Consider the following 17914-nt stretch of genomic DNA (forward strand, 5'->3'; position numbering starts at 1 on the left):
GTCCTGATGACGGGCGGACGCGCGTCGCGCGCTCGAGCATCAGGCCAGTGATGCCGATCCGGCGGCTGCCGCACGATGCCGCGCCACGGGGGCCCAGCGGGGGGACAACGCCGCCGGCTCTCGCTCCACGACGCCGTCGTACCGACTTAACGCCGCCGTACCGGCCATGCTAAACGATGGGTAACCGGCTGCCACCCGAGCCTTTGGCACGGTCGACCCCCTCTCTCCTGACGAAGCCCTACCGCCATGCCAGACCCCGTGGTCACGCGCTTTGCGCCGTCGCCGACCGGCTTTCTTCACATCGGCGGCGCCCGCACCGCCCTGTTCAATTGGCTCTACGCCCGCCGCTTCGGCGGACGGATGCTGCTTCGCATCGAGGACACGGACCGCGAGCGCTCGACCGAGCCCGCGATCGCGGCCATCCTCGAGGGGCTGTCCTGGCTCGGTCTCGATTGGGACGGGGATGTCGTCTACCAATCGTCCCGCGTGGCGCGGCATCGGGAGGTGGCCGAGAGCCTCGTCGCCGACGGCCGGGCCTATCGCTGCTGGGCCTCGCAACAGGAACTCGGCGAGATGCGCGACCTCGCCCGCAAGGAGGGTCGGGCGCCCCGCTACGACGGACGCTGGCGCGACCGCGATCCGGCGGAGGCGCCGGCGGACGTCGCGCCGGTGATCCGCCTCCGCGCGCCACAGGACGGCGAGACGGTGATCGAGGATCAGGTCCAGGGCCGGGTCGTCTGGCAGAACAAGGATCTGGACGACCTCGTGCTGCTGCGCTCGGACGGCACGCCCACCTACATGCTGGCCGTCGTCGTCGACGATCAAGACATGGGCATCACCCACATCATCCGGGGCGACGACCACCTCACGAACGGAGCCCGCCAGAGCCAGATCTACCAGGGGCTCGGCTGGAGCGTGCCGACCATGGCGCATATCCCGCTGATCCACGGGCCGGACGGCGCCAAGCTCTCGAAACGCCATGGCGCGCTCGGCATCGATGCCTACCGGACCATGGGCTACCTGCCATCGGCTCTCCGCAACTACCTCGTCCGCCTGGGCTGGAGCCACGGCAACCAGGAAATCTTCTCCGATGCCGAGATGGTGGCCTCCTTCGACCTGCCCCAGATCGGCCGCTCGCCGGCACGGTTCGATTTCGCCAAGCTCGAGAACCTGAACGGGCATCACCTGCGCGAGACGCCGGACGAAGCTGTCGTGCAGGCGATCGAGGAGATCCTGCCCGCCGTCGGGCCCGCGCGCGACCTCGGGCCGGTCTTCGCTCCTGCGTTGCGGGAGCAACTCCTCCTCTCGATGCCGAGCCTGAAGGAGCGGGCGAAGACGCTGATCGAACTCCTGGACCTCGCTTATTACCTCTACGGTCCGACCCCGCTCGCGCTCGACGCCAAGGCCGAGGCGATCCTCGATCCGGTGGGCCGCGCGCGGCTTGCCGGGATCCGACCCCGTCTGGCCGCCCTCGCCGCCTGGGATCCGGCCTCGCTCGAAGCGGCGGTCCGGGCGGGCGCGGAAGCGGCAGGCGTGAAGCTCGGCCAGATCGCGCAGCCGTTGCGGGCCGCGGTTACCGGTCGCGGCACCTCGCCCGGACTTTTCGACGTCATGGCCATCGTCGGGCGCGATCTCTGCCTTGCGCGGATCGATGCCCAGGCCGATGCCGGAGACGCGGCCTCGAACGCGGCTTGAACGCCCTCTGGCGATCCGATACCGAACCGGGGAACGACAGGTGCGAAGGCGGCCTCGGCGCTGTCCCGTATCCTTCCCGCGGGCTGGCGTGCTCCATGCTTCGCGTCGCGGGCCATCATGGACATGAGAGGCGAGCCCGATGAGCGGCAATAGCAGCAGCCTGACCGTGCACGACAAGACGATCGATTTCCCGGTCAAGTCGGGCACGATCGGGCCGGACGTGATCGATATCTCCAAGCTCTACGGGCAGACCGGCGCCTTCACCTACGATCCCGGCTTCACCTCCACGGCCGCCTGCGAATCCAAGATCACCTATATCGACGGGGACGCCGGCGTCCTGCTCTACCGCGGCTATCCGATCGAGCAATTGGCCGAGCACGGCGACTTCCTCGAAACCTGCTACCTCCTGCTCTACGGCGAGTTGCCGACCGGGCCGCAGAAGGCGGACTTCGTCTACCGCGTCACGCACCACACGATGGTGCACGACCAGATGAACCGCTTCTTCCAGGGCTTCCGGCGCGACGCCCACCCGATGGCCATCATGGTGGCGTCGGTCGGCGCGCTCTCGGCCTTCTATCACGACTCGACCGACATCCATGACGCGAACCAGCGCATGGTCGCGCAGATCCGGATGATCGCCAAGATGCCGACGCTCGCGGCCTGCGCCTACAAGTACCACATCGGGCAGCCCTTCATCTATCCGATGAATTCGCTCGATTACACGTCGAACTTCCTGCAGATGTGCTTTGCGGTTCCGTGCGAGGAGTACAAGGTCAATCCGATCCTGGCTCGCGCGCTCGACCGGATCTTCATCCTGCACGCGGATCACGAGCAGAACGCCTCGACCTCGACGGTGCGCCTCGCGGGATCATCGGGGGCCAACCCCTTCGCCTGCATCGCGGCCGGCATCGCCTGCCTGTGGGGGCCCGCCCATGGCGGCGCGAACGAGGCGGCGCTGAAGATGCTGGCCGAGATCGGCCACCCGGAGAATGTCGCCAAATACGTCGCCAAGGCCAAGGACAAGAACGACCCGTTCCGCCTGATGGGTTTCGGTCACCGGGTGTACAAGAACTACGACCCCCGCGCCCGCATCATGCAGAAGACGACGCATGAGGTCCTCTCCGAACTCGGCATCAAGGACGACCCGCTGCTGGATGTCGCGATGGAGCTCGAGCAGCTCGCGCTGAAGGACGACTATTTCATCGAGAAGAAGCTCTACCCGAATATCGACTTCTATTCGGGCATCACGCTCAAGGCGATGGGTTTTCCGACCTCGATGTTCACCGTGCTGTTCGCGCTCGCCCGCACCGTCGGCTGGATCGCGCAATGGATGGAGATGATCGAGGACCCGTCCCAGAAGATCGGCCGTCCGCGCCAGCTCTATACCGGCGCAGCGCAGCGCGATTACCCGACCATCGCCCAGCGAAGCTGAGAGCCTCAGCCTCGTCGTTCCGGGTCGGCAAAGCGGACCGCAAGAGCGCGTCCTTCGAGGCCCGGCTTCGCCGGGCACCTCGGCATGGGTGCGTGGTGGATTCGACCCACCTCCTCATGGTGAGTGCCGACCGAAGGTCGGCCTCGAAGCACGCATGACGGCCTGGCCGCTCAGCCGAGCCGCGTTCCCGCTCGCCACTCCGCGACGACCCGCAGCACGATCGCGGCAGCGCGCTCGCTCGGGGTCGTCGGTGCGTCCGCCTCCAGGATCTCCGGCAGACGGGCAAAGGCCTCGGCCTGGCGGCGACGCTCCGGCGTATCGTCGAGGAGCGGCATCACGGCGGCCGCGAGCTTCTCCGGGATGCAATCCTCCTGCGTGAATTCCGGCACCACGTTCTCGCCGACGACCAGGTTGGCCAGCACGATGGTCGACGTGGTGATCAGGAATTTCAGCAGGCCCTCGGCCCGGGACACCTGGTAGGCGACGACCATCGGCACGCCCGCGAGCGCGAGTTCCAGAGTCACGGTGCCGGAGGCCGCGAGCGCCACATGGGAGCGGCGGAACGCCTCGTATTTCGCCGCTTCGCCCTCGACGATGCGGGGCTTCACCGGCCAGCCCTCGGCGGCCCGCCGGATCTCGGCCGAGAGATGCGGCACGGCCGGCAAGGTCACCTCGATCTCGCGCTCCGACCCGGCGACCACGCGCCGCAGCGTCTCGCCGAAGGGCGCCATCAGGCGCGAGATCTCGCCACGCCGGCTGCCCGGGAGCACCACGAGCCGGAGCGGGCCCTCCGAGAGAGGGCTCCGCTCACCCGCCGCCGGCGCGAGATCGTCCAGCCGCTCGATCAGCGGGTGGCCGATATAGGTGCAGGGCGGACCGCCGAGGCGGAGATGCGCGGCCGGCTCGAACGGCTTCAACGCCAGCACATGGGCCACGTAGCGCCGCATCTTGGCGGCACGGCCCGGACGCCAGGCCCAGACCGTAGGGCTGACGTAGTTCACGATCGGCAGGTCCGGCATTCGGCGCGCGATGCGGCGCGCCACCGGGTGGGTGAAATCCGGGCTGTCGATGATGACGAGGACGTCCGGCCGGGCCGCGACCGCGGCTGCGACCACGTCCGAGGCGCGGCGCAGGATCAGCGGCAGCTTCCGCACGACCTGGATCACGCCCATCGCCGTGATGTCGGTCAGCGGAAAGATGCTTCGGAGACCTTCGCGCGCCATGGCTTCGGCGCCGACGCCCTCGACGATTACCTCGCCCGGATGGCCCTTGCGCAGCGCCCGGATCAGGCTCGCGCCGAGCTGGTCGCCCGAAGGCTCGCCTGCGACCAGGAAGACCCGCAGCGGCTCAGCCATGAGCGTCGGCATCCCGGGCCGTGAAACGCGAAGGGTCGATCCCGACCACGAACAATCCGTGCCGGTCTGCGGCCTCGACCGTCTCCCGCCGGTTGAGGACCAGCGTCAGGCCGGCCGCGACCGCGATCCCGTCGAGGCCGGCGGCGGCCGCATTGGCGACGGTCCGCGGTCCGATCGCCGGCAGGTCGACCCGGAGGTCCTGGCCGCGCTTCGGCGCCTTGACCAGGACGCCGCCCGAGCGGGCACGCCGGAACAACTTGCGCTCCCGCTCTGCGCGCGCCCGCGCCAGCGTGCGGTCGGTGCCCTCCGGCCCCTCGATCGCCAGCACGCGCTCGCCCGAGACGACGACGGCCTGGCCGATATCGAAGGGCGACATCGCATCGAGCACCCGGACGCCCCAGCTGATCGCGGCCTCGTCCTTCGCATCCGGCTGCCGCCGGCCGTAGACGACCTGGTCGGCGAGGAGTTCGGGCGCGAGTTCGCGCACCCCGGCCACGGGATAACCCCGCTCCTCGATGAGTTCGACCACGCCGCGCATGAGGTTGTCGTCGCCGCGCGCGATCAGGCGGCCGATATCGTCGCGGTTGCGGACGAGCGAGAAGGCGCCGGCGAGGGCCGCGGCGGAGGGACGCGTCAGCCCGCCGGCCAGGGTGACGATGCCGGGCTTCCAGCGATCGAGACAGGCAAAGGCGCGCTGGATGTCGAGCAGGGCCACGACCGCGTCCGCCCGGGCGCGCGTGGCGCGGGCCGAGAAGCCCCGGATGGCCAGGATCCGGAGCGGCCTGCCGGCCGAGGCGAGACGATCGGCGAGCAGGAGCGGCAATTCTCCCGCTCCGGCCAGGATCGCGACCGAACCCGCCGTCACGACCCGACGGACGACACGTCGCGGGGCGTGCAGATCGAGCGTTCGTTGCCGTCACGGATGAAGTCGAGGATCTCGTGCACGGTCGGGTGTTTGGCGAATTCCTCCGCCACGTCCTCGACCCGCTCCGACAAGGTGCCCTCGTCGGCGAAAAGGAGGCGATAGGCGCGCCTGAGGTCGTGGATCTGCTCGCGCGAGAAGCCGCGGCGGCGGAGCCCGATGATGTTCAGCCCGTGCAGGTAGGCCCGGTTGCCGAGCACCATGCCGTAGGGAATTACGTCCTGTATCACGGCCGAGAGACCGCCCACGAAGGCGTGCGGCCCGATCCGGACATATTGGTGCACGCCCGCCCCGCCGCCGATGATCGCGAAATCGCCGATCTTGCAATGGCCGGCGAGCATCACGTTGGAGGTGAGGACGACATTCGAGCCGACCCGGCAATCATGGGCGACGTGGGACTGGGCGAGAAGCAGGCAGCGGTCGCCGATGATCGTCGTGCCGGTGCCGGTCGCGGTGCCGATATTGATCGTCACCCCCTCGCGGATGATGTTGTCCTGGCCGATCGAGAGCGTGGTCGGCTCGCCCTTGTAGCGCAGGTCCTGCGGCGCGTGCCCGATCGAGGCGAAGGGGAAGATGCGGGTGCGGGCGCCGATCGTCGTGTGGCCGGCGACGACGACGTGGCTCACGAGATCGCAACTGTCGCCGAGTTCGACATCCGGGCCGATCGTGCAGAACGGGCCGATGCGGACGCCCACGCCGATCCGGGCGGCGGGATCGACGATCGCGGTCGGGTGGATCATCCGGCCCTCGGTCAACGGCAGCGTCATGGCTCGACGACCAGCATGGCGCCGACTTCGGCTTCCGCCACGAGCGTGCCATCGACCCGCGCCTCGCCCTTGTACCACCACATGTTCCGGCGCGAGCTCAGCTTGCGCATGTGATAGCGCACGGTATCGCCGGGAATGACGGGCTTCCGGAACTTGGCCTTGTCGATCGTCATGAAGAACACTCGGCTCGGCGGCTTGCTCTCCGCGAGCTTCGAGGCGATGCAGATCGCTCCCGCCGTCTGCGCCATTCCCTCGATCAGGAGCACGCCCGGAAAGACGGGGGCCTGCGGGAAATGACCCGTGAAAGGCGCCTCGTTGTAGGTGATGTTCTTGATCCCGATGCAGGAATTGTCGCCGTCGATCTCGACGATCCGGTCCACGAGCAGGAACGGGTAGCGGTGCGGAAGCAGTTCCAGGATGCGATTGATGTCGACGGCTTCGAGCTTCGGCTTCAGCGCCTCGGACATTCCACTCTCTCTCCAGTCGGGCCGGCCCGACGCCCCGACTTAGAGCCTTTCGCCCGGAAGGTGAATGCGGGCAGTTCGCGGAACAGATCGGGTAGGCTGAACCCGGGAGCGTGCTTCGAGGCTCGCCTTCGCTCGCACCTCAGCATGAAGACGTGGGTGGAGCGTCCACTGTGCTCCTCATCCTGAGGTGCCCCGCGAAGCGGGACCTCGAAGGACGCAGAACCTCAGATCTCACTCGGACCCCGGCCCTTAGCTCTCGTCGGATTGCGGCCCCCGCCGCGCCGCCAGCGACTTCAACGTCGTCATCTCCCGGAACCACTCCCGCACGGGCTTGGCCGGCGTGCCGCCCCAGCGCGACCCGGGCGGAACATCGCGGTTGACGTTGCTGGACCCGGCGATCTGCGATCCGGCTCCGATCCGCAGATGCCCGACGACCCCGACCTGCCCGGCCAGCACGACATAATCCTCGAGCGTCGTCGAACCCGAAATCCCGGTCTGGGAGACGATGATGCAATGGCGCCCGATCACCACGTTGTGGGCGATCTGGACCAGGTTATCGATCTTGGTCCCCTCCCCGATCACGGTGTCGCGGGTCGTGCCCCGGTCGACCGTGGTGTTGGCGCCGATCTCGACATCGTCCTGGATGACGACGCGTCCGGTCTGGGCGACCTTCATGTGCCGGCCCTGGCCGAGGGCGTAGCCGAAACCGTCCTGGCCGATCCGTACGCCCGGATGCAGCGTCACCCGGTTGCCGACGAGGGCGTGGAGCACGGAGGCATGCGGCCCGACCGAGCAGTCGCGGCCGATGCGGCAGTTCGGGCCGATCACGGCCCCGGCGGCCAACACCGTGTTCCGCCCGATCTGGGCGCCCGGGCCGATGACGACGCCCGGATCGACGGTGACGCCGTCCTCGAGGCGGGCCGAGGGGTGGACGCAACTGCCGGGGCTGACCCCCTTGTCGCCGAAGACGGGGCCCGGCCGGAGCGCGTCCGGGTAGAGCCGGCCGAGCACCGAGGCATAGGTCCGGTAGGGCTCGGCAACGACGAGGGCGTAGGTGCCGGCCGAGACCTTGGGGGCGAAGCGCGCGGAGACGAGGCAGAGCCCGGCCCGGGTGGCCGTGAGCGCGTCGGCGTATCGCGCATTGTCCATGTAGGAGAGGTCGCGCGGGCCGGCCTCTTCAAGCGAGGCGACGGACTCGATCAGCAGGTCGGGGGCACCCTGCGGAACGGCCGCTCCCGCGATCGCCGCGATCTCGGCGAGTGCCAAGGGCCCGCCTCGCGGAGGAAAGAAGACGGGTTCCATGGAAAAAGCGGGAGCCGGCCGTGGCCGACCGGCTCCCGATTCCAGTGGCTTAGAAGCGCGTGCCGCCGGAGAAGCGGAAGGCCTGCGTCTGATCCTGGCCGACGCGCACCGGGCCCTGGCCGTAATTGATGAAGGTGCCCTCGTCCTTCGTCAGGGCGTAGGCATAGTCGAAGCGAAGCGGCCCGAGCGGCGAGTTCCACAAGATGCTGGCGCCAACGGAAGACCGGATCTTGTTCTGGTCACGGACGACGACGCACTCGGGCTGGACGTCCAGAGCTGAGAATCCGCCAACACCCGCGCACCCAGCTCCTTCGAAGCTCCCGTTGCGGTTCACGTCCAGGGCGCGAGGACCCTTATAGCCGAACAGCGTCCCTGCATCGGCGAACACGGCGCCCTTCAGCCCGAGATCCCGCGGGATAAAGGGGATCGGGAACTGAGCTTCAGCTGAAACGCCGAGATACGTAGTACCGCCCACCGCGTTCTGGCTTGAGTCGGGGCTCCCGATATCGCGCGGGCCAATGCCGGCCGGCGCAAAGCCGCGAACGAGAGATGGCCCAAGGAAATAATGGTCCACGAGACGCAGGTCACCACCGGTGCTCGCCAGCCCGCTGGTCGACTTCGTCCTACCGGTTCCCTCGATATGACCGCCCTGGAACTTCAGGACGCCGACCACGTCCTCGATGAAGAGTTCCTTGTACACCCGGGCTTCGCCACTCACGCGAACAAACTGCGAGTCTCCGCCGACCCCGGCAAAATCAGGCTTCAGTTCGGCATACAAACCGCTACGCGGGTTCTTGAGGTTGTCGACCGAGTTGTAGGCCAGCGTGAGACCCACGAGGGACGTCAGGGTCTCGCCGCGCGACTCCTTCACGGCAATCGAGGCTTCGCCGTTGTATGCGCAGTTACCAGACCGGTACGCTGCGGTAACGCCATCGGGATTTAAGATCGTAAGTCCCGGGAGAGGTTGGGAACAGTCATTGAAGGGCTGCTTCAGCGAGTTCGGGATCTTCAGCTGCTGCTGATAGAGCGAGTAGCGCAAAGTGATGCCGGATTCTTCGGTCAGCGGGAAGCCGATGCGGAGCTGACCGCCGGTGGTCCGGTTCTCGTAGCGGGAATACTGCGTCTGGTCGGAGAACTTCGTGAAGAGGTCGAAGCCGGCCGCGACCCGGTAGCCGAGGAAATAGGGCTCGGTGAAGCTGAAATCGACGCCGTTCGAGCGCTGGCCGAGCTGGCCCGCGAGCCGGACGAACTGGCCGCGGCCGAGGAAGTTCGATTCCGAGATCGAGACCTCGCCGATGGCACCGTCCGCGGTGGAATAGCCGCCCGCGACCGAGAAGGCGCCGGTGGCCTGGTCCTCGACGTCGATGTTGATGACGACGCGGTCGGCGGCGGAGCCGGGCTCGGTCGTCACCCGGACCTTCTTGAAATAGCCGAGATTGTTCAGCCGGCGCTCGCCGCGGTCCATCAGCACCTTGTTGAAGGGGTCGCCTTCGCCGATGTCGAGTTCGCGCCGGATGACGTAGTCGCGGGTGCGGGTGTTGCCCTTCACCATGATGCGCTCGACATAGACCCGCGGGCCCTCGTCGACCACGAAGCCGAGATTGACCGTCTGGCTCGCCGGATCGCGGGCGCCCGTCGGGCGAACCTGCACGAAGGGGTAGCCGCGGCGGACGGCCGCCGTCGTCATGTTGGTGAGGGTCTTCTCGACCGCCTCGGCATTGTAGATGTCGCCCGGATCGGTCTGGATCTCGCCCCGCAGGGTCTCGGGATCGATCGACGAGACGCGCGAGTCGAAGCCGACATTGCCGACCCGGTATTGCGCGCCCTCGCTCACCGTCATGGTGATGATGTAGCCGCCCTGCTGGGCGTCGAAACGGACATCCGTGCCGGTGAACTGGAAGTCGGCATAGCCGTTCTTCAGGTAGTAGCGACGGATGATCTCCTGGTCGGCCGCGATCTTGTCGGCGTCATAGACGTCGTTCGTCTTCAGGAAGCTCAGGAGGTTCATCTCGCCGGTCTGCATGAGACCGCGCAGCCGCGTGGACGAGACCTCCTGGTTGCCGACGAAATTGATCTCGAGCACGCCCGTCTTCCCGCCTTCCTCGACCGTGAACACGACGTCGACCTTGCCGTTCGGCAGGGCGACGGTGCGGGAGGTGACGGTGGCGTTGCCGCGACCGATGCGGCGGTAGAATTCGCGCAGGCGCTCCGCGTCGGCCTCGATCAGGCGGGTGTCGAGCGGCCGGCGCGCCTTCGTCTGGAGCTCGGTGTCGAGCTGCTCGCGCTTGAACTTGCGATTGCCCTCGATGACCACGCGGTTGATCGTCGTGTTCTCGTTGACGGTGACGACGATCTGGCCGCCCTGGCGGGCGATGCTGACGCTGGAGAAGAGACCGGTCTGGAGCATGGTCCGGCGGGCCTCTTCGAGGGAGCCGGAGCCGGAAATGTAGGAGCGGACGGTCTCGACATCGACGCGACCGTTACCCCGAACGACGATCTCCTGCGCGGCAGCCGGGCCGACGAAGCTCGCGAGAGCCAGCGTGGCGGCCACGATCACCGCAGCGAGGGAACCGGCCGGGCGAACCCGGCGAATCGTCTTCGTCGACATCATTTATGTTGCCCGTCTCGTTTCTTGCTTCTCATGGAAGTCAGGTCCCGATCCGGCGGCTGCCCCCAGCCGACCAAATTCAGACCCTGGCTTCCTCCAATCCCGGCGTCCATGCAACCGGGTTAAGCTTAACTCCGCCCTCATTCCCGGAGGGCGTGGCCTTCGTGTCACGTCCCGCGCGAACTAAATGATGCGCCAAGGTGAACAATATCATTCCAGGTGGCGAAGAGCATCAGCATCACGACGAGCGCGAGACCGATCCGAAACCCGATTTCCTGGGCGCGATCACTGAGTGGACGGCCCCTGACCGCCTCGACGGCGTAGAACAGGAGGTGTCCCCCGTCGAGAAGCGGCACGGGAAACAGGTTGAGGAGGCCGATCGAGACGGACAAGATCGCGATCAGCCCGATGAGCGACCCGATTCCCCCGACTGCGGCGACGTCCCCCGAAACCCGCATGATCCCGATCGGGCCGGAGAGCTGCTGCGGCGATTCTCGTCCCGTCACGAGCTTGCCGAGATAGTTCATCGTCCGGTCGACGACGTTCCAGGTCTCGGAGACCCCTGCCCCGACCGAGTCGACGAATCCGTAGCTGACATGGGTCATGTCGGCCGGGTTGCGTGAGCCCTGGAGCCCGAGCTGGCCGATGCGCTGCTTGCCGAATCCCGGCACCTCGACCTCGCGCACGGCCGGCGTCGCCTCGATGGTGACCCGGCGGCCGCTTCGCTCGACGACGAATTGGAGCCGGTCGCCCCCGCTCGTCGAGACGAAGCGCTGCATCTCGGAGAAACTCGCGATCGGCCGGCCGTCGATCGAGACGATCAGGTCGCCCGGCTGGAAGCCGGCCGCCTCGGCCGGCGTCCCCGGCTGCACGGCCTCGATCCGGGCCGGCAGGACCGCGCGCCCGTTGACGTAGGTGAGGCCCGCGAACACGACGATGGCGAGGATGAAATTCGCGATCGGCCCTGCGGCCACGATCGCGGCCCGCTTCCAGAGCACCTGGTGATGGAAGCTCACGGCTCGCTCGGCGGGACTCATGCTGGCGTCGGCCTCGCCGTCCGGCACGCTCGCCGCGTTCATGTCGCCCACGAACTTGACGTAACCGCCGAGCGGAATGGCCGAGACTTTCCAGCGGGTGCCGTGGCGGTCGTACCAGCCGAAGAGCTCGCGGCCGAAGCCGATCGAGAAGGCCTTCACGCCGACGCCGCAGAGACGACCGATCCAGAAGTGACCGAATTCGTGCACGAAGACGACGATCGTCAGCACGAACAGGAAGGCCGCCGGATAGATCAGCATCCCGACGATCTTGGCGAGCGAGGGGCCGAAGGCCTCCATCAGTGTCTCCTCAACGGCCAGCTCTGGCCGGATACGGTTCGCGCCGCCGCAGGAGATCCGCGGCCACCGCCCTCGCCTCGAAGTCGAGCGCGAGCGCATCTTCGATCGACCCAGGGGCATGCGCCCCTTGTCCCGCGCTGCGGCTCAGGGTCTCTTCGACGATCCAGGGGATGTCAAGAAACCCGATCCGGCCGCCGAGGAAGGCCTCGACGGCGATCTCGTTCGCCCCGTTCAGCACTGTCGGCATCGCGCCGCCCGCCGCCAGGGCGGCCCGGGCGAGGCCGAGACACGGAAAGCGCTCCTCGTCCGGAGCCTCGAAGGTAAAGCTCCCGATCGCGGCAAGATCGAGACGCGGCACGGTGATCGGCAGCCTGCGGTCGACGGCGAGGCAATGAGCGATCGGGATCCGCATGTCCGGAACGGCCATCCCGGCCGTCATGCCGCCGTCGCGCCATTGCACGAGGCCGTGGATGATGGATTGCGGATGGACCACGACGCCGAGCCGGTCGGCCCCGATGCCGAACAGGTGATGCGCCTCGATCAGCTCGAGTCCCTTGTTCATGAGGCTCGCGGAATCGACGTTGATCTTGGCGCCCATCGAATAGGTCGGGTGCTTGGCGGTGTCGGCCGGGCGGGCGGCGGCCATCCGCTCGCGGGTCCAGGTCCGGAAGGGCCCGCCCGAGGCGGTCAGAATCATGCACTCGACATCGTCCGGATGGCCGGCGGCCAGAGCCTGGGTGAGCGCGTTGTGCTCCGAATCCATGGCGAGGATCTGCACCCCCGTCCGGGCCGCCTCCGTCATGAAGGCCTGGCCGGCGGAGACGAGGCTTTCCTTGTTCGCGAGCGCGATGCGCCGGCCCGGCTTCAGGGCGTCGCGGGTCGGGACGAGACCGGCGATCCCGGAGATCGCCGAGACCACGAGGTCCGCGTCGCGTTCCGAGGCCTCGCGGACGGCGTCGGCGCCCGCCCCGCAGGCGATTCCCGATCCGGACAGCTCCACCCGGAGCTCGCGCAGCTTCGAAGGGTCGGAGACCGCCGCATATTCGGCTCCGAGCCTGCGGGCCATGCGGGCGAGGCCAGCCGCATCACGGCCGGCGACGAGCGCCGAGACGCGGTAGCGATCCGGATGCTGCGAGAGCACGTCGGCGGTCGAGACTCCGATCGAACCCGTCGCCCCGAGAATCGTGATGCGTTCGGTCAAGGCGTCCCCGCCGAGAGGCTCGCCGCCGCGAGCACGAGCCCAACCAGGAGGGCGACCGCCGCGAAGCCGTCGAGCCGGTCCATGAAGCCGCCGTGACCCGGGATCAGCGTGCCGGAATCCTTGACGCCGAAACGGCGCTTCATGCCCGATTCCGCGAAGTCGCCGACCTGGCTCGCGACCGACACGACGGCGGAAATGGCCGCGATGGCGATGAGGCCGACCGGCAGCACGACGCCCGCCCGCTCCGCCGCGACCGCGACCGCGACCCCGGCGAGCGTGGCGCCGAGAAGCCCGCCCACGAAGCCTGACCAGGTCTTCTTGGGGCTCACGGCGGGCCACAGCTTCGGGCCGCCGAATGCCCGGCCGGTGAAATAAGCCGCGATGTCGGTCGACCAGACCACGGCGAACATCCAAAACAGTGCGGCCGCGCCGCCCGGGCCGGCCCGGACCGCCACCGGCACGACCGCGATCGCCGCCGCGTAGGCCAGTCCCGACAGCGCCCAGGCGCGATCCCGTTGTCCGGCGGCGACGATGAGGGTTGCGGCAGCAATCACGATGGCGGCGATCATGACGGTCGCAGCCGAACCGGCGATGAACGCGATCTGGAGCGCGGCCAGTCCGACCAGCGCGACAGCGGCGAGCGGCCGCTTCGGCTCGGCGCGAGTCATGGCGAGCCACTCCATCGCGACCGCCATCCCGGCGCCGAGCCAGATCGCGGCGAGCGGCCAGCCGCCGGTCCAGGCGGTGGCGACCGCGACGGCGGCCAGCGCCACGGACGAGGTGGCGCGCAGCCGAAGCTCGGAGGCCGCCGGGCGGCCGCCCGGACCATCCCGGCCCATGATGGCCACGTCAGACAGCTTTCGCGCCCCGGCCACCATAGCGCCGGTCCCGGCCCATGAACTGCCCGATCGCCGACCGGAAGGCGCGATCGTCGAAATCGGGCCAGAGATCCGGCAGGAAGACGAATTCGGAATAGGCGGTTTGCCAGGGCAGGAAATTCGAGGTCCGCATCTCGCCGGAGGTCCTGATGACGAGGTCCGGATCCGGGATGTCGGAGGTGTCGAGCGCGGAGCCGATCGCCTCGACGTCGATCGCGTCCGGATCGAGCTGACCGGCCCGTACCAGCCGGGCCAAGGCCCGCATGGCGCGCGCGATCTCCTGGCGGCCACCGTAATTGAAGGCGACGACGAGCGTCAGGCCGCCGTTGCGCCGGGTCAGGTCCTGGGCCTCGTCGAGAAGCAGGAGCACGTCCGGCGAGAGGCCGGTACGGTCGCCGATGACCCGTACCCGAACGTTGCGGGCATGCAGGTCGGCGAGGTCGTTCCGGATGAAGCGCTTCAGAAGCCCGAAGAGGTCGGCCACCTCGGACGGCGGCCGACTCCAGTTCTCGGTCGAGAAGCCGTAGACGGTCAGATAGCGGATCCCGAGTTCGGCCGCGGACCGCACGGCCCGCCGGACCGCGTCCACGCCACGCCGGTGGCCCTCGATGCGAGGCAGGCCCCGCCGCGCCGCCCAGCGGCCATTGCCGTCCATGATGATCGCGACATGCGTCGGGATCGCGGCCGACAGGACATCGAGGCCGTCGCCGAGGGCGGCGTCCGCGCTTTCGAGTGCCTGGGAAGGGAGTGACATGCGTGTTCTTCGTCCGCCGCTCGTCCCGACCTTAGACCTGCATGATTTCCTTTTCCTTTGCGGCCACGAGGTTGTCCACCTCGGCGACCGTCTGGTCCGTGGCCTTCTGCACCTCGACCCCGTGGCGCTTGCCGTCGTCCTCGCTGATGTGGGAATCCTTCTCGAGCCGTTTCAGAAGGTCGAGCCCGTCCCGGCGAACATGGCGCACGGCGACCTTGGCCTCCTCCGCGTATTTGTGGGCGACCTTGACCATCTCCTTGCGGCGCTGCTCGTTCATCTCCGGGATGCGGAGGCGGATCACCTGACCCTCCGTCTGCGGGTTGAGGCCGAGGTCGGATTCGCGGATCGCCTTCTCGACCGCCGCCACCATGCCGCGGTCCCAGACCTGCACCGAGAGGAGGCGCGGCTCCGGCACGGACACGGTCGCGACCTGGTTCATCGAGAGCGACTGGCCGTAGGCGTCGACATGGATCGGATCGACGAGGCTCGGCGTCGCCCGGCCGGTGCGAAGGCTGCCGAGGTCATGCTTCAGGGACGCGATGGCGCCCTGCATGCGCCGCTTGAGGTCGCTCAGGTCGAAGGTCGGTACGGCGGCCATGATCATGGATCTCGGACAGGACGGCCCCGCTTACGCGCGCGCCGTACGGGCATCAAGAGGTGTGAAGCGCCCGGGAACGGACGCGGCACGGTGGGTCAGGGCGCGACCGTCGTCGAGGGCGAGTGGCCCGACAGGATCGCCTGGACGGAGCTCGGCGCGTGAATCGATCCGATGATCACGGTCAGCCGGTTCTCGCGTGCGAGCGCGAAGGCCGCGGTATCCATCACCTTCAGGTCCCGGGTGATGGCCTCGTCATGCGTGAGCCGGTCGTAGCGGGTCGCGGTCGGATCGAGTTTGGGGTCGGCCGAATAGACGCCGTCGACCTGCGTCGCCTTCAGGACGGCGTGGCAGCGCAGCTCCGCCGCGCGCAGCACGGCGGCCGTGTCGGTCGTGAAGAACGGGTTTCCCGTGCCACCCGCGATCAGGACGACCTGTCCCTGGTCGAGATGATGCAGGGCGGGCTGGCGCGCATAGGTTTCGCAGATCGTCGGCATCGACACCGCCGACATCGTCCGGGCGTCGACCCCGGCGGCGTTCAGCGCCGTCTCGAGCGCGAGCGAATTCATCACCGTCGCCAGCATGCCCATCGAATCGGCGGTCGGCCGGTCGATCCAGCCGGCCTGGCTCATCCGGGCACCCCGGATGATGTTGCCGCCCCCGATGACGATCGCGAGTTCGACGCCGGTCGCGGCCGTCCGGGCGAGGTCGTCGGCGAGCGTCGCGAGGGTCTGGGCATGGAGCCAATACCCATCCGGCGCGGCCAGCGCCTCGCCGGAGAGCTTGACCAGAACCCGCCTGCGCCCTTCCGCCAAACCATCCTCCATGTCCGCTCACCCCGGCGGAAGCCGGGGTCCAGTCTCCGCCATCTGGGTACCGGCTTGCGCCGGCACGAGCGGCCTAGCTCGGAGCCGTCAGCTCCGGGCGTCGTCGCCGTCCGGCTTCTTGCCGATCCCGGATTGCGCGGCGACCTCGGCTGCGAAATCCGTCTCGTCCTTGGCGATGCCCTCGCCGAGCGCGTAGCGCACGAACGCCTTCAGCACGACCGGCTTCCCGACCTTGCCCTCGGCCTCCTTCAGCAGCTGCGTGAAGGTCTTGCCCGCATGATCCGGGATGACGGAGGGCTGATCGAGGAGCGTGTTTTCCTTGTAGAAGGACTTGAGCCCGCTCTCGACGATCTTTGCCAGCACGTTATCCGGCTTGCCGGCATTCTTCTCGCGCAGGATCGCGCTCTCGCGCTCGAGCGTCGCGGCATCCACGCCGGAGGCGTCGACCGCGACCGGGTTCATGGCCGCGACATGTTTCGCGATCTGGCCGCCGAGCGTGGCGAGCGCGCCGACATCGCCCTCCGATTCGAGCGCCACCAGCACACCGATCTTGCCGAGGCCCTCGGTGACCGGGCTGTGGACGTAGGTCGCCACATAGCCGTGCTTGACCTCGAGCTTCGCGACGCGGCGCAGCGACATGTTCTCGCCGACCGTCGCGATCAGTTCCTGCAGCTTGTCCTTCACGCTCGTCTGCGAGCCCGGCACATGCTCGGCCTCGAGCGCCTCGAGCGAGCCGTCCGTCATCAGCGCGATCTTGGCGGCCTCCCGGGCAAAGGCCTGGAAGGAATCGTTGCGGGCCACGAAGTCGGTCTCGGAATTCACCTCGACCATGGCGGCCGAGCGGCCGGGGCTCTCGACCGCGATGAGGCCCTCCGCGGCCGTGCGGCCGGCCTTCTTGGCGGCCTTGGCCAGGCCCTTCGTGCGCAGCCAATCGATCGCGGCCTCGATGTCGCCGTCGACCTCGTTCAGCGCGCCCTTGCAATCCATCATGCCCGCGCCGGTCTTCTCGCGCAGGTCCTTCACCATCGCGGCGGTGATCGTCGCCATCTCGTGTCGTCCTTTCAGGAAAGAGGAAGCCGGCGGGTGACGCCGGCTTCGATCAGGTCTCGCGGTCTGGCCGGCCTAGGCCGTCAGGCCGCGTCGAGGAGCCTGCGCGCCTGGTCGATCCAGCCGTCGCGGCCGATACGGCCGTTGAGCTTGAGGTCGCCGTCGAGCTTGGTGACATCCTCGGGCTTCATCGCGGCGACCTGCCAATAGTGGAAGATGCCGACGTCGTTCAGCTTCTTGTCGAGCTGCGGCCCGACGCCGGACAGCTTGGTGAGGTCGTCCGGGGCGCCGCGCGGCGCCGTGAGCAGCTCGAAATCCTCGGCCGGAATCTCGATCTCGGGCTCCGGCATGGCTTCGGCCGCGGGCTCCGCCCCGGCCTCGGGCTCGTTCGCATTCGCGGCCGGGAGTTCTTCCGGCATCGGCTCCTCGGAGGCTCCGATGTCGACGCCCTGGTGGCCCTGGCTGCGGCCGATCCCGTCGAGCGCCGCCTTCGCGATGAGGTCGCAATAGAGCGCGATCGCCCGGCCGGCATCGTCATTCGCCGGAACCGGGAAGGCGATGCCCTCGGGATCGCAATTCGTGTCGACGATCGCGGCGACCGGGATGCCGAGGCGCTGCGCCTCCTTGATGGCCAGAGCCTCCTTGTTCGTGTCGATCACGAAGATCAGGGTCGGGACGCCGCCCATGTCCTTGATGCCGCCGAGCGCCTTCTCGAGCTTGTCCTTCTCGC

At 68.3% G+C, this 17914-nt stretch carries 16 protein-coding genes; 2 read left to right on the forward strand and 14 right to left on the reverse strand.

Annotated elements, in window-relative coordinates:
• Window positions 1-246 precede the first annotated feature (246 nt).
• Together gltX and gltA are read left to right on the forward strand one after the other, a co-directional pair.
• A complete protein-coding gene (gltX, locus tag ACFE87_RS16105; protein ID WP_375460667.1) occupies window positions 247-1695 on the forward strand; it encodes a glutamate--tRNA ligase in 1449 nt (482 codons plus the stop codon).
• Window positions 1696-1834: 139 nt separating this feature from the next.
• On the forward strand, window positions 1835-3127 hold the full coding sequence (gltA, locus tag ACFE87_RS16110; protein ID WP_375460668.1) for a citrate synthase: 1293 nt from the start codon (window positions 1835-1837) through the stop codon (window positions 3125-3127).
• Between the two features lie 170 nt (window positions 3128-3297).
• Here the strand turns inward: gltA and lpxB are convergent, their stop codons facing one another.
• The 14 genes from lpxB to rpsB form a co-directional block, all read right to left on the reverse strand.
• Entirely contained in the window at window positions 3298-4482 is a 1185-nt protein-coding gene (lpxB, locus tag ACFE87_RS16115; protein ID WP_375460669.1) for a lipid-A-disaccharide synthase, read from the reverse strand.
• A complete protein-coding gene (locus ACFE87_RS16120; RefSeq protein WP_375460670.1) occupies window positions 4475-5347 on the reverse strand; it encodes an LpxI family protein in 873 nt (290 codons plus the stop codon). Before ACFE87_RS16120 ends, lpxB begins: the two co-directional genes overlap by 8 nt.
• The gene (lpxA, locus tag ACFE87_RS16125) at window positions 5344-6171 is read right to left on the reverse strand and encodes an acyl-ACP--UDP-N-acetylglucosamine O-acyltransferase (RefSeq protein WP_375460671.1); all 828 of its coding nucleotides are present in this window, start codon (window positions 6169-6171) and stop codon (window positions 5344-5346) included. The genes ACFE87_RS16120 and lpxA overlap by 4 nt, the downstream gene beginning before the upstream one ends.
• The gene (fabZ, locus tag ACFE87_RS16130) at window positions 6168-6638 is read right to left on the reverse strand and encodes a 3-hydroxyacyl-ACP dehydratase FabZ (RefSeq protein ID WP_375460672.1); all 471 of its coding nucleotides are present in this window, start codon (window positions 6636-6638) and stop codon (window positions 6168-6170) included. The genes lpxA and fabZ overlap by 4 nt, the downstream gene beginning before the upstream one ends.
• A gap of 249 nt (window positions 6639-6887) precedes the next feature.
• Window positions 6888-7940: a UDP-3-O-(3-hydroxymyristoyl)glucosamine N-acyltransferase gene (gene lpxD, locus ACFE87_RS16135; protein WP_375460673.1), complete on the reverse strand. Its 1053-nt coding sequence runs from the start codon at window positions 7938-7940 to the stop codon at window positions 6888-6890.
• Between the two features lie 49 nt (window positions 7941-7989).
• Entirely contained in the window at window positions 7990-10548 is a 2559-nt protein-coding gene (gene bamA / locus ACFE87_RS16140; RefSeq protein WP_375460685.1) for an outer membrane protein assembly factor BamA, read from the reverse strand.
• 167 nt (window positions 10549-10715) lie between these two features.
• Window positions 10716-11882 carry an RIP metalloprotease RseP gene (gene rseP, locus ACFE87_RS16145; RefSeq protein WP_375460674.1) on the reverse strand — a complete coding sequence of 389 codons (1167 nt, stop codon included), beginning with the start codon at window positions 11880-11882 and terminating at the stop codon, window positions 10716-10718.
• Between the two features lie 10 nt (window positions 11883-11892).
• Window positions 11893-13083 (reverse strand): 1-deoxy-D-xylulose-5-phosphate reductoisomerase, encoded by a 1191-nt coding sequence (gene dxr / locus ACFE87_RS16150; RefSeq protein WP_375460675.1) that lies wholly within the window; start codon window positions 13081-13083, stop codon window positions 11893-11895.
• Entirely contained in the window at window positions 13080-13961 is an 882-nt protein-coding gene (locus ACFE87_RS16155; RefSeq protein WP_375460676.1) for a phosphatidate cytidylyltransferase, read from the reverse strand. Before ACFE87_RS16155 ends, dxr begins: the two co-directional genes overlap by 4 nt.
• A complete protein-coding gene (locus ACFE87_RS16160) occupies window positions 13933-14715 on the reverse strand; it encodes an isoprenyl transferase (RefSeq protein WP_375460677.1) in 783 nt (260 codons plus the stop codon). Before ACFE87_RS16160 ends, ACFE87_RS16155 begins: the two co-directional genes overlap by 29 nt.
• Window positions 14716-14746: 31 nt before the next feature.
• Complete coding sequence (gene frr / locus ACFE87_RS16165) at window positions 14747-15313, reverse strand: ribosome recycling factor (protein WP_375460678.1); 567 nt, start codon at window positions 15311-15313, stop codon at window positions 14747-14749.
• 95 nt (window positions 15314-15408) lie between these two features.
• Window positions 15409-16137 (reverse strand): UMP kinase, encoded by a 729-nt coding sequence (gene pyrH, locus ACFE87_RS16170; protein ID WP_375460679.1) that lies wholly within the window; start codon window positions 16135-16137, stop codon window positions 15409-15411.
• A gap of 87 nt (window positions 16138-16224) precedes the next feature.
• Window positions 16225-17184, reverse strand: a complete 960-nt coding sequence (gene tsf / locus ACFE87_RS16175; RefSeq protein ID WP_375460680.1) for a translation elongation factor Ts — start codon at window positions 17182-17184, stop codon at window positions 16225-16227.
• A gap of 83 nt (window positions 17185-17267) precedes the next feature.
• Window positions 17268-17914, reverse strand: a 647-nt coding sequence (rpsB, locus tag ACFE87_RS16180; protein WP_375460681.1) for a 30S ribosomal protein S2, incomplete at its 5' end; no start/stop codon positions are given.

The sequence above is a fragment of the uncultured Enterovirga sp. genome (assembly GCF_964242715.1).
Classification (GTDB): Bacteria; Pseudomonadota; Alphaproteobacteria; order Rhizobiales; family Beijerinckiaceae; genus Enterovirga.

Excerpts from the sequence above, each read along its gene's own strand:
- gltX (WP_375460667.1), top strand. The coding sequence starts at position 247 with ATGCCAGACCCCGTGGTCACGCGCTTTGCGCCGTCGCCGACCGGCTTT.
- gltA (WP_375460668.1), top strand. The coding sequence starts at position 1,835 with ATGAGCGGCAATAGCAGCAGCCTGACCGTGCACGACAAGACGATCGAT.
- lpxB (WP_375460669.1), bottom strand. The coding sequence starts at position 4,482 with ATGGCTGAGCCGCTGCGGGTCTTCCTGGTCGCAGGCGAGCCTTCGGGC.
- lpxA (WP_375460671.1), bottom strand. The coding sequence starts at position 6,171 with ATGACGCTGCCGTTGACCGAGGGCCGGATGATCCACCCGACCGCGATC.
- fabZ (WP_375460672.1), bottom strand. The coding sequence starts at position 6,638 with ATGTCCGAGGCGCTGAAGCCGAAGCTCGAAGCCGTCGACATCAATCGC.
- lpxD (WP_375460673.1), bottom strand. The coding sequence starts at position 7,940 with ATGGAACCCGTCTTCTTTCCTCCGCGAGGCGGGCCCTTGGCACTCGCC.
- bamA (WP_375460685.1), bottom strand. The coding sequence starts at position 10,548 with ATGTCGACGAAGACGATTCGCCGGGTTCGCCCGGCCGGTTCCCTCGCT.
- rseP (WP_375460674.1), bottom strand. The coding sequence starts at position 11,882 with ATGGAGGCCTTCGGCCCCTCGCTCGCCAAGATCGTCGGGATGCTGATC.
- ACFE87_RS16155 (WP_375460676.1), bottom strand. The coding sequence starts at position 13,961 with ATGGTGGCCGGGGCGCGAAAGCTGTCTGACGTGGCCATCATGGGCCGG.
- ACFE87_RS16160 (WP_375460677.1), bottom strand. The coding sequence starts at position 14,715 with ATGTCACTCCCTTCCCAGGCACTCGAAAGCGCGGACGCCGCCCTCGGC.
- frr (WP_375460678.1), bottom strand. The coding sequence starts at position 15,313 with ATGGCCGCCGTACCGACCTTCGACCTGAGCGACCTCAAGCGGCGCATG.
- pyrH (WP_375460679.1), bottom strand. The coding sequence starts at position 16,137 with ATGGAGGATGGTTTGGCGGAAGGGCGCAGGCGGGTTCTGGTCAAGCTC.
- tsf (WP_375460680.1), bottom strand. The coding sequence starts at position 17,184 with ATGGCGACGATCACCGCCGCGATGGTGAAGGACCTGCGCGAGAAGACC.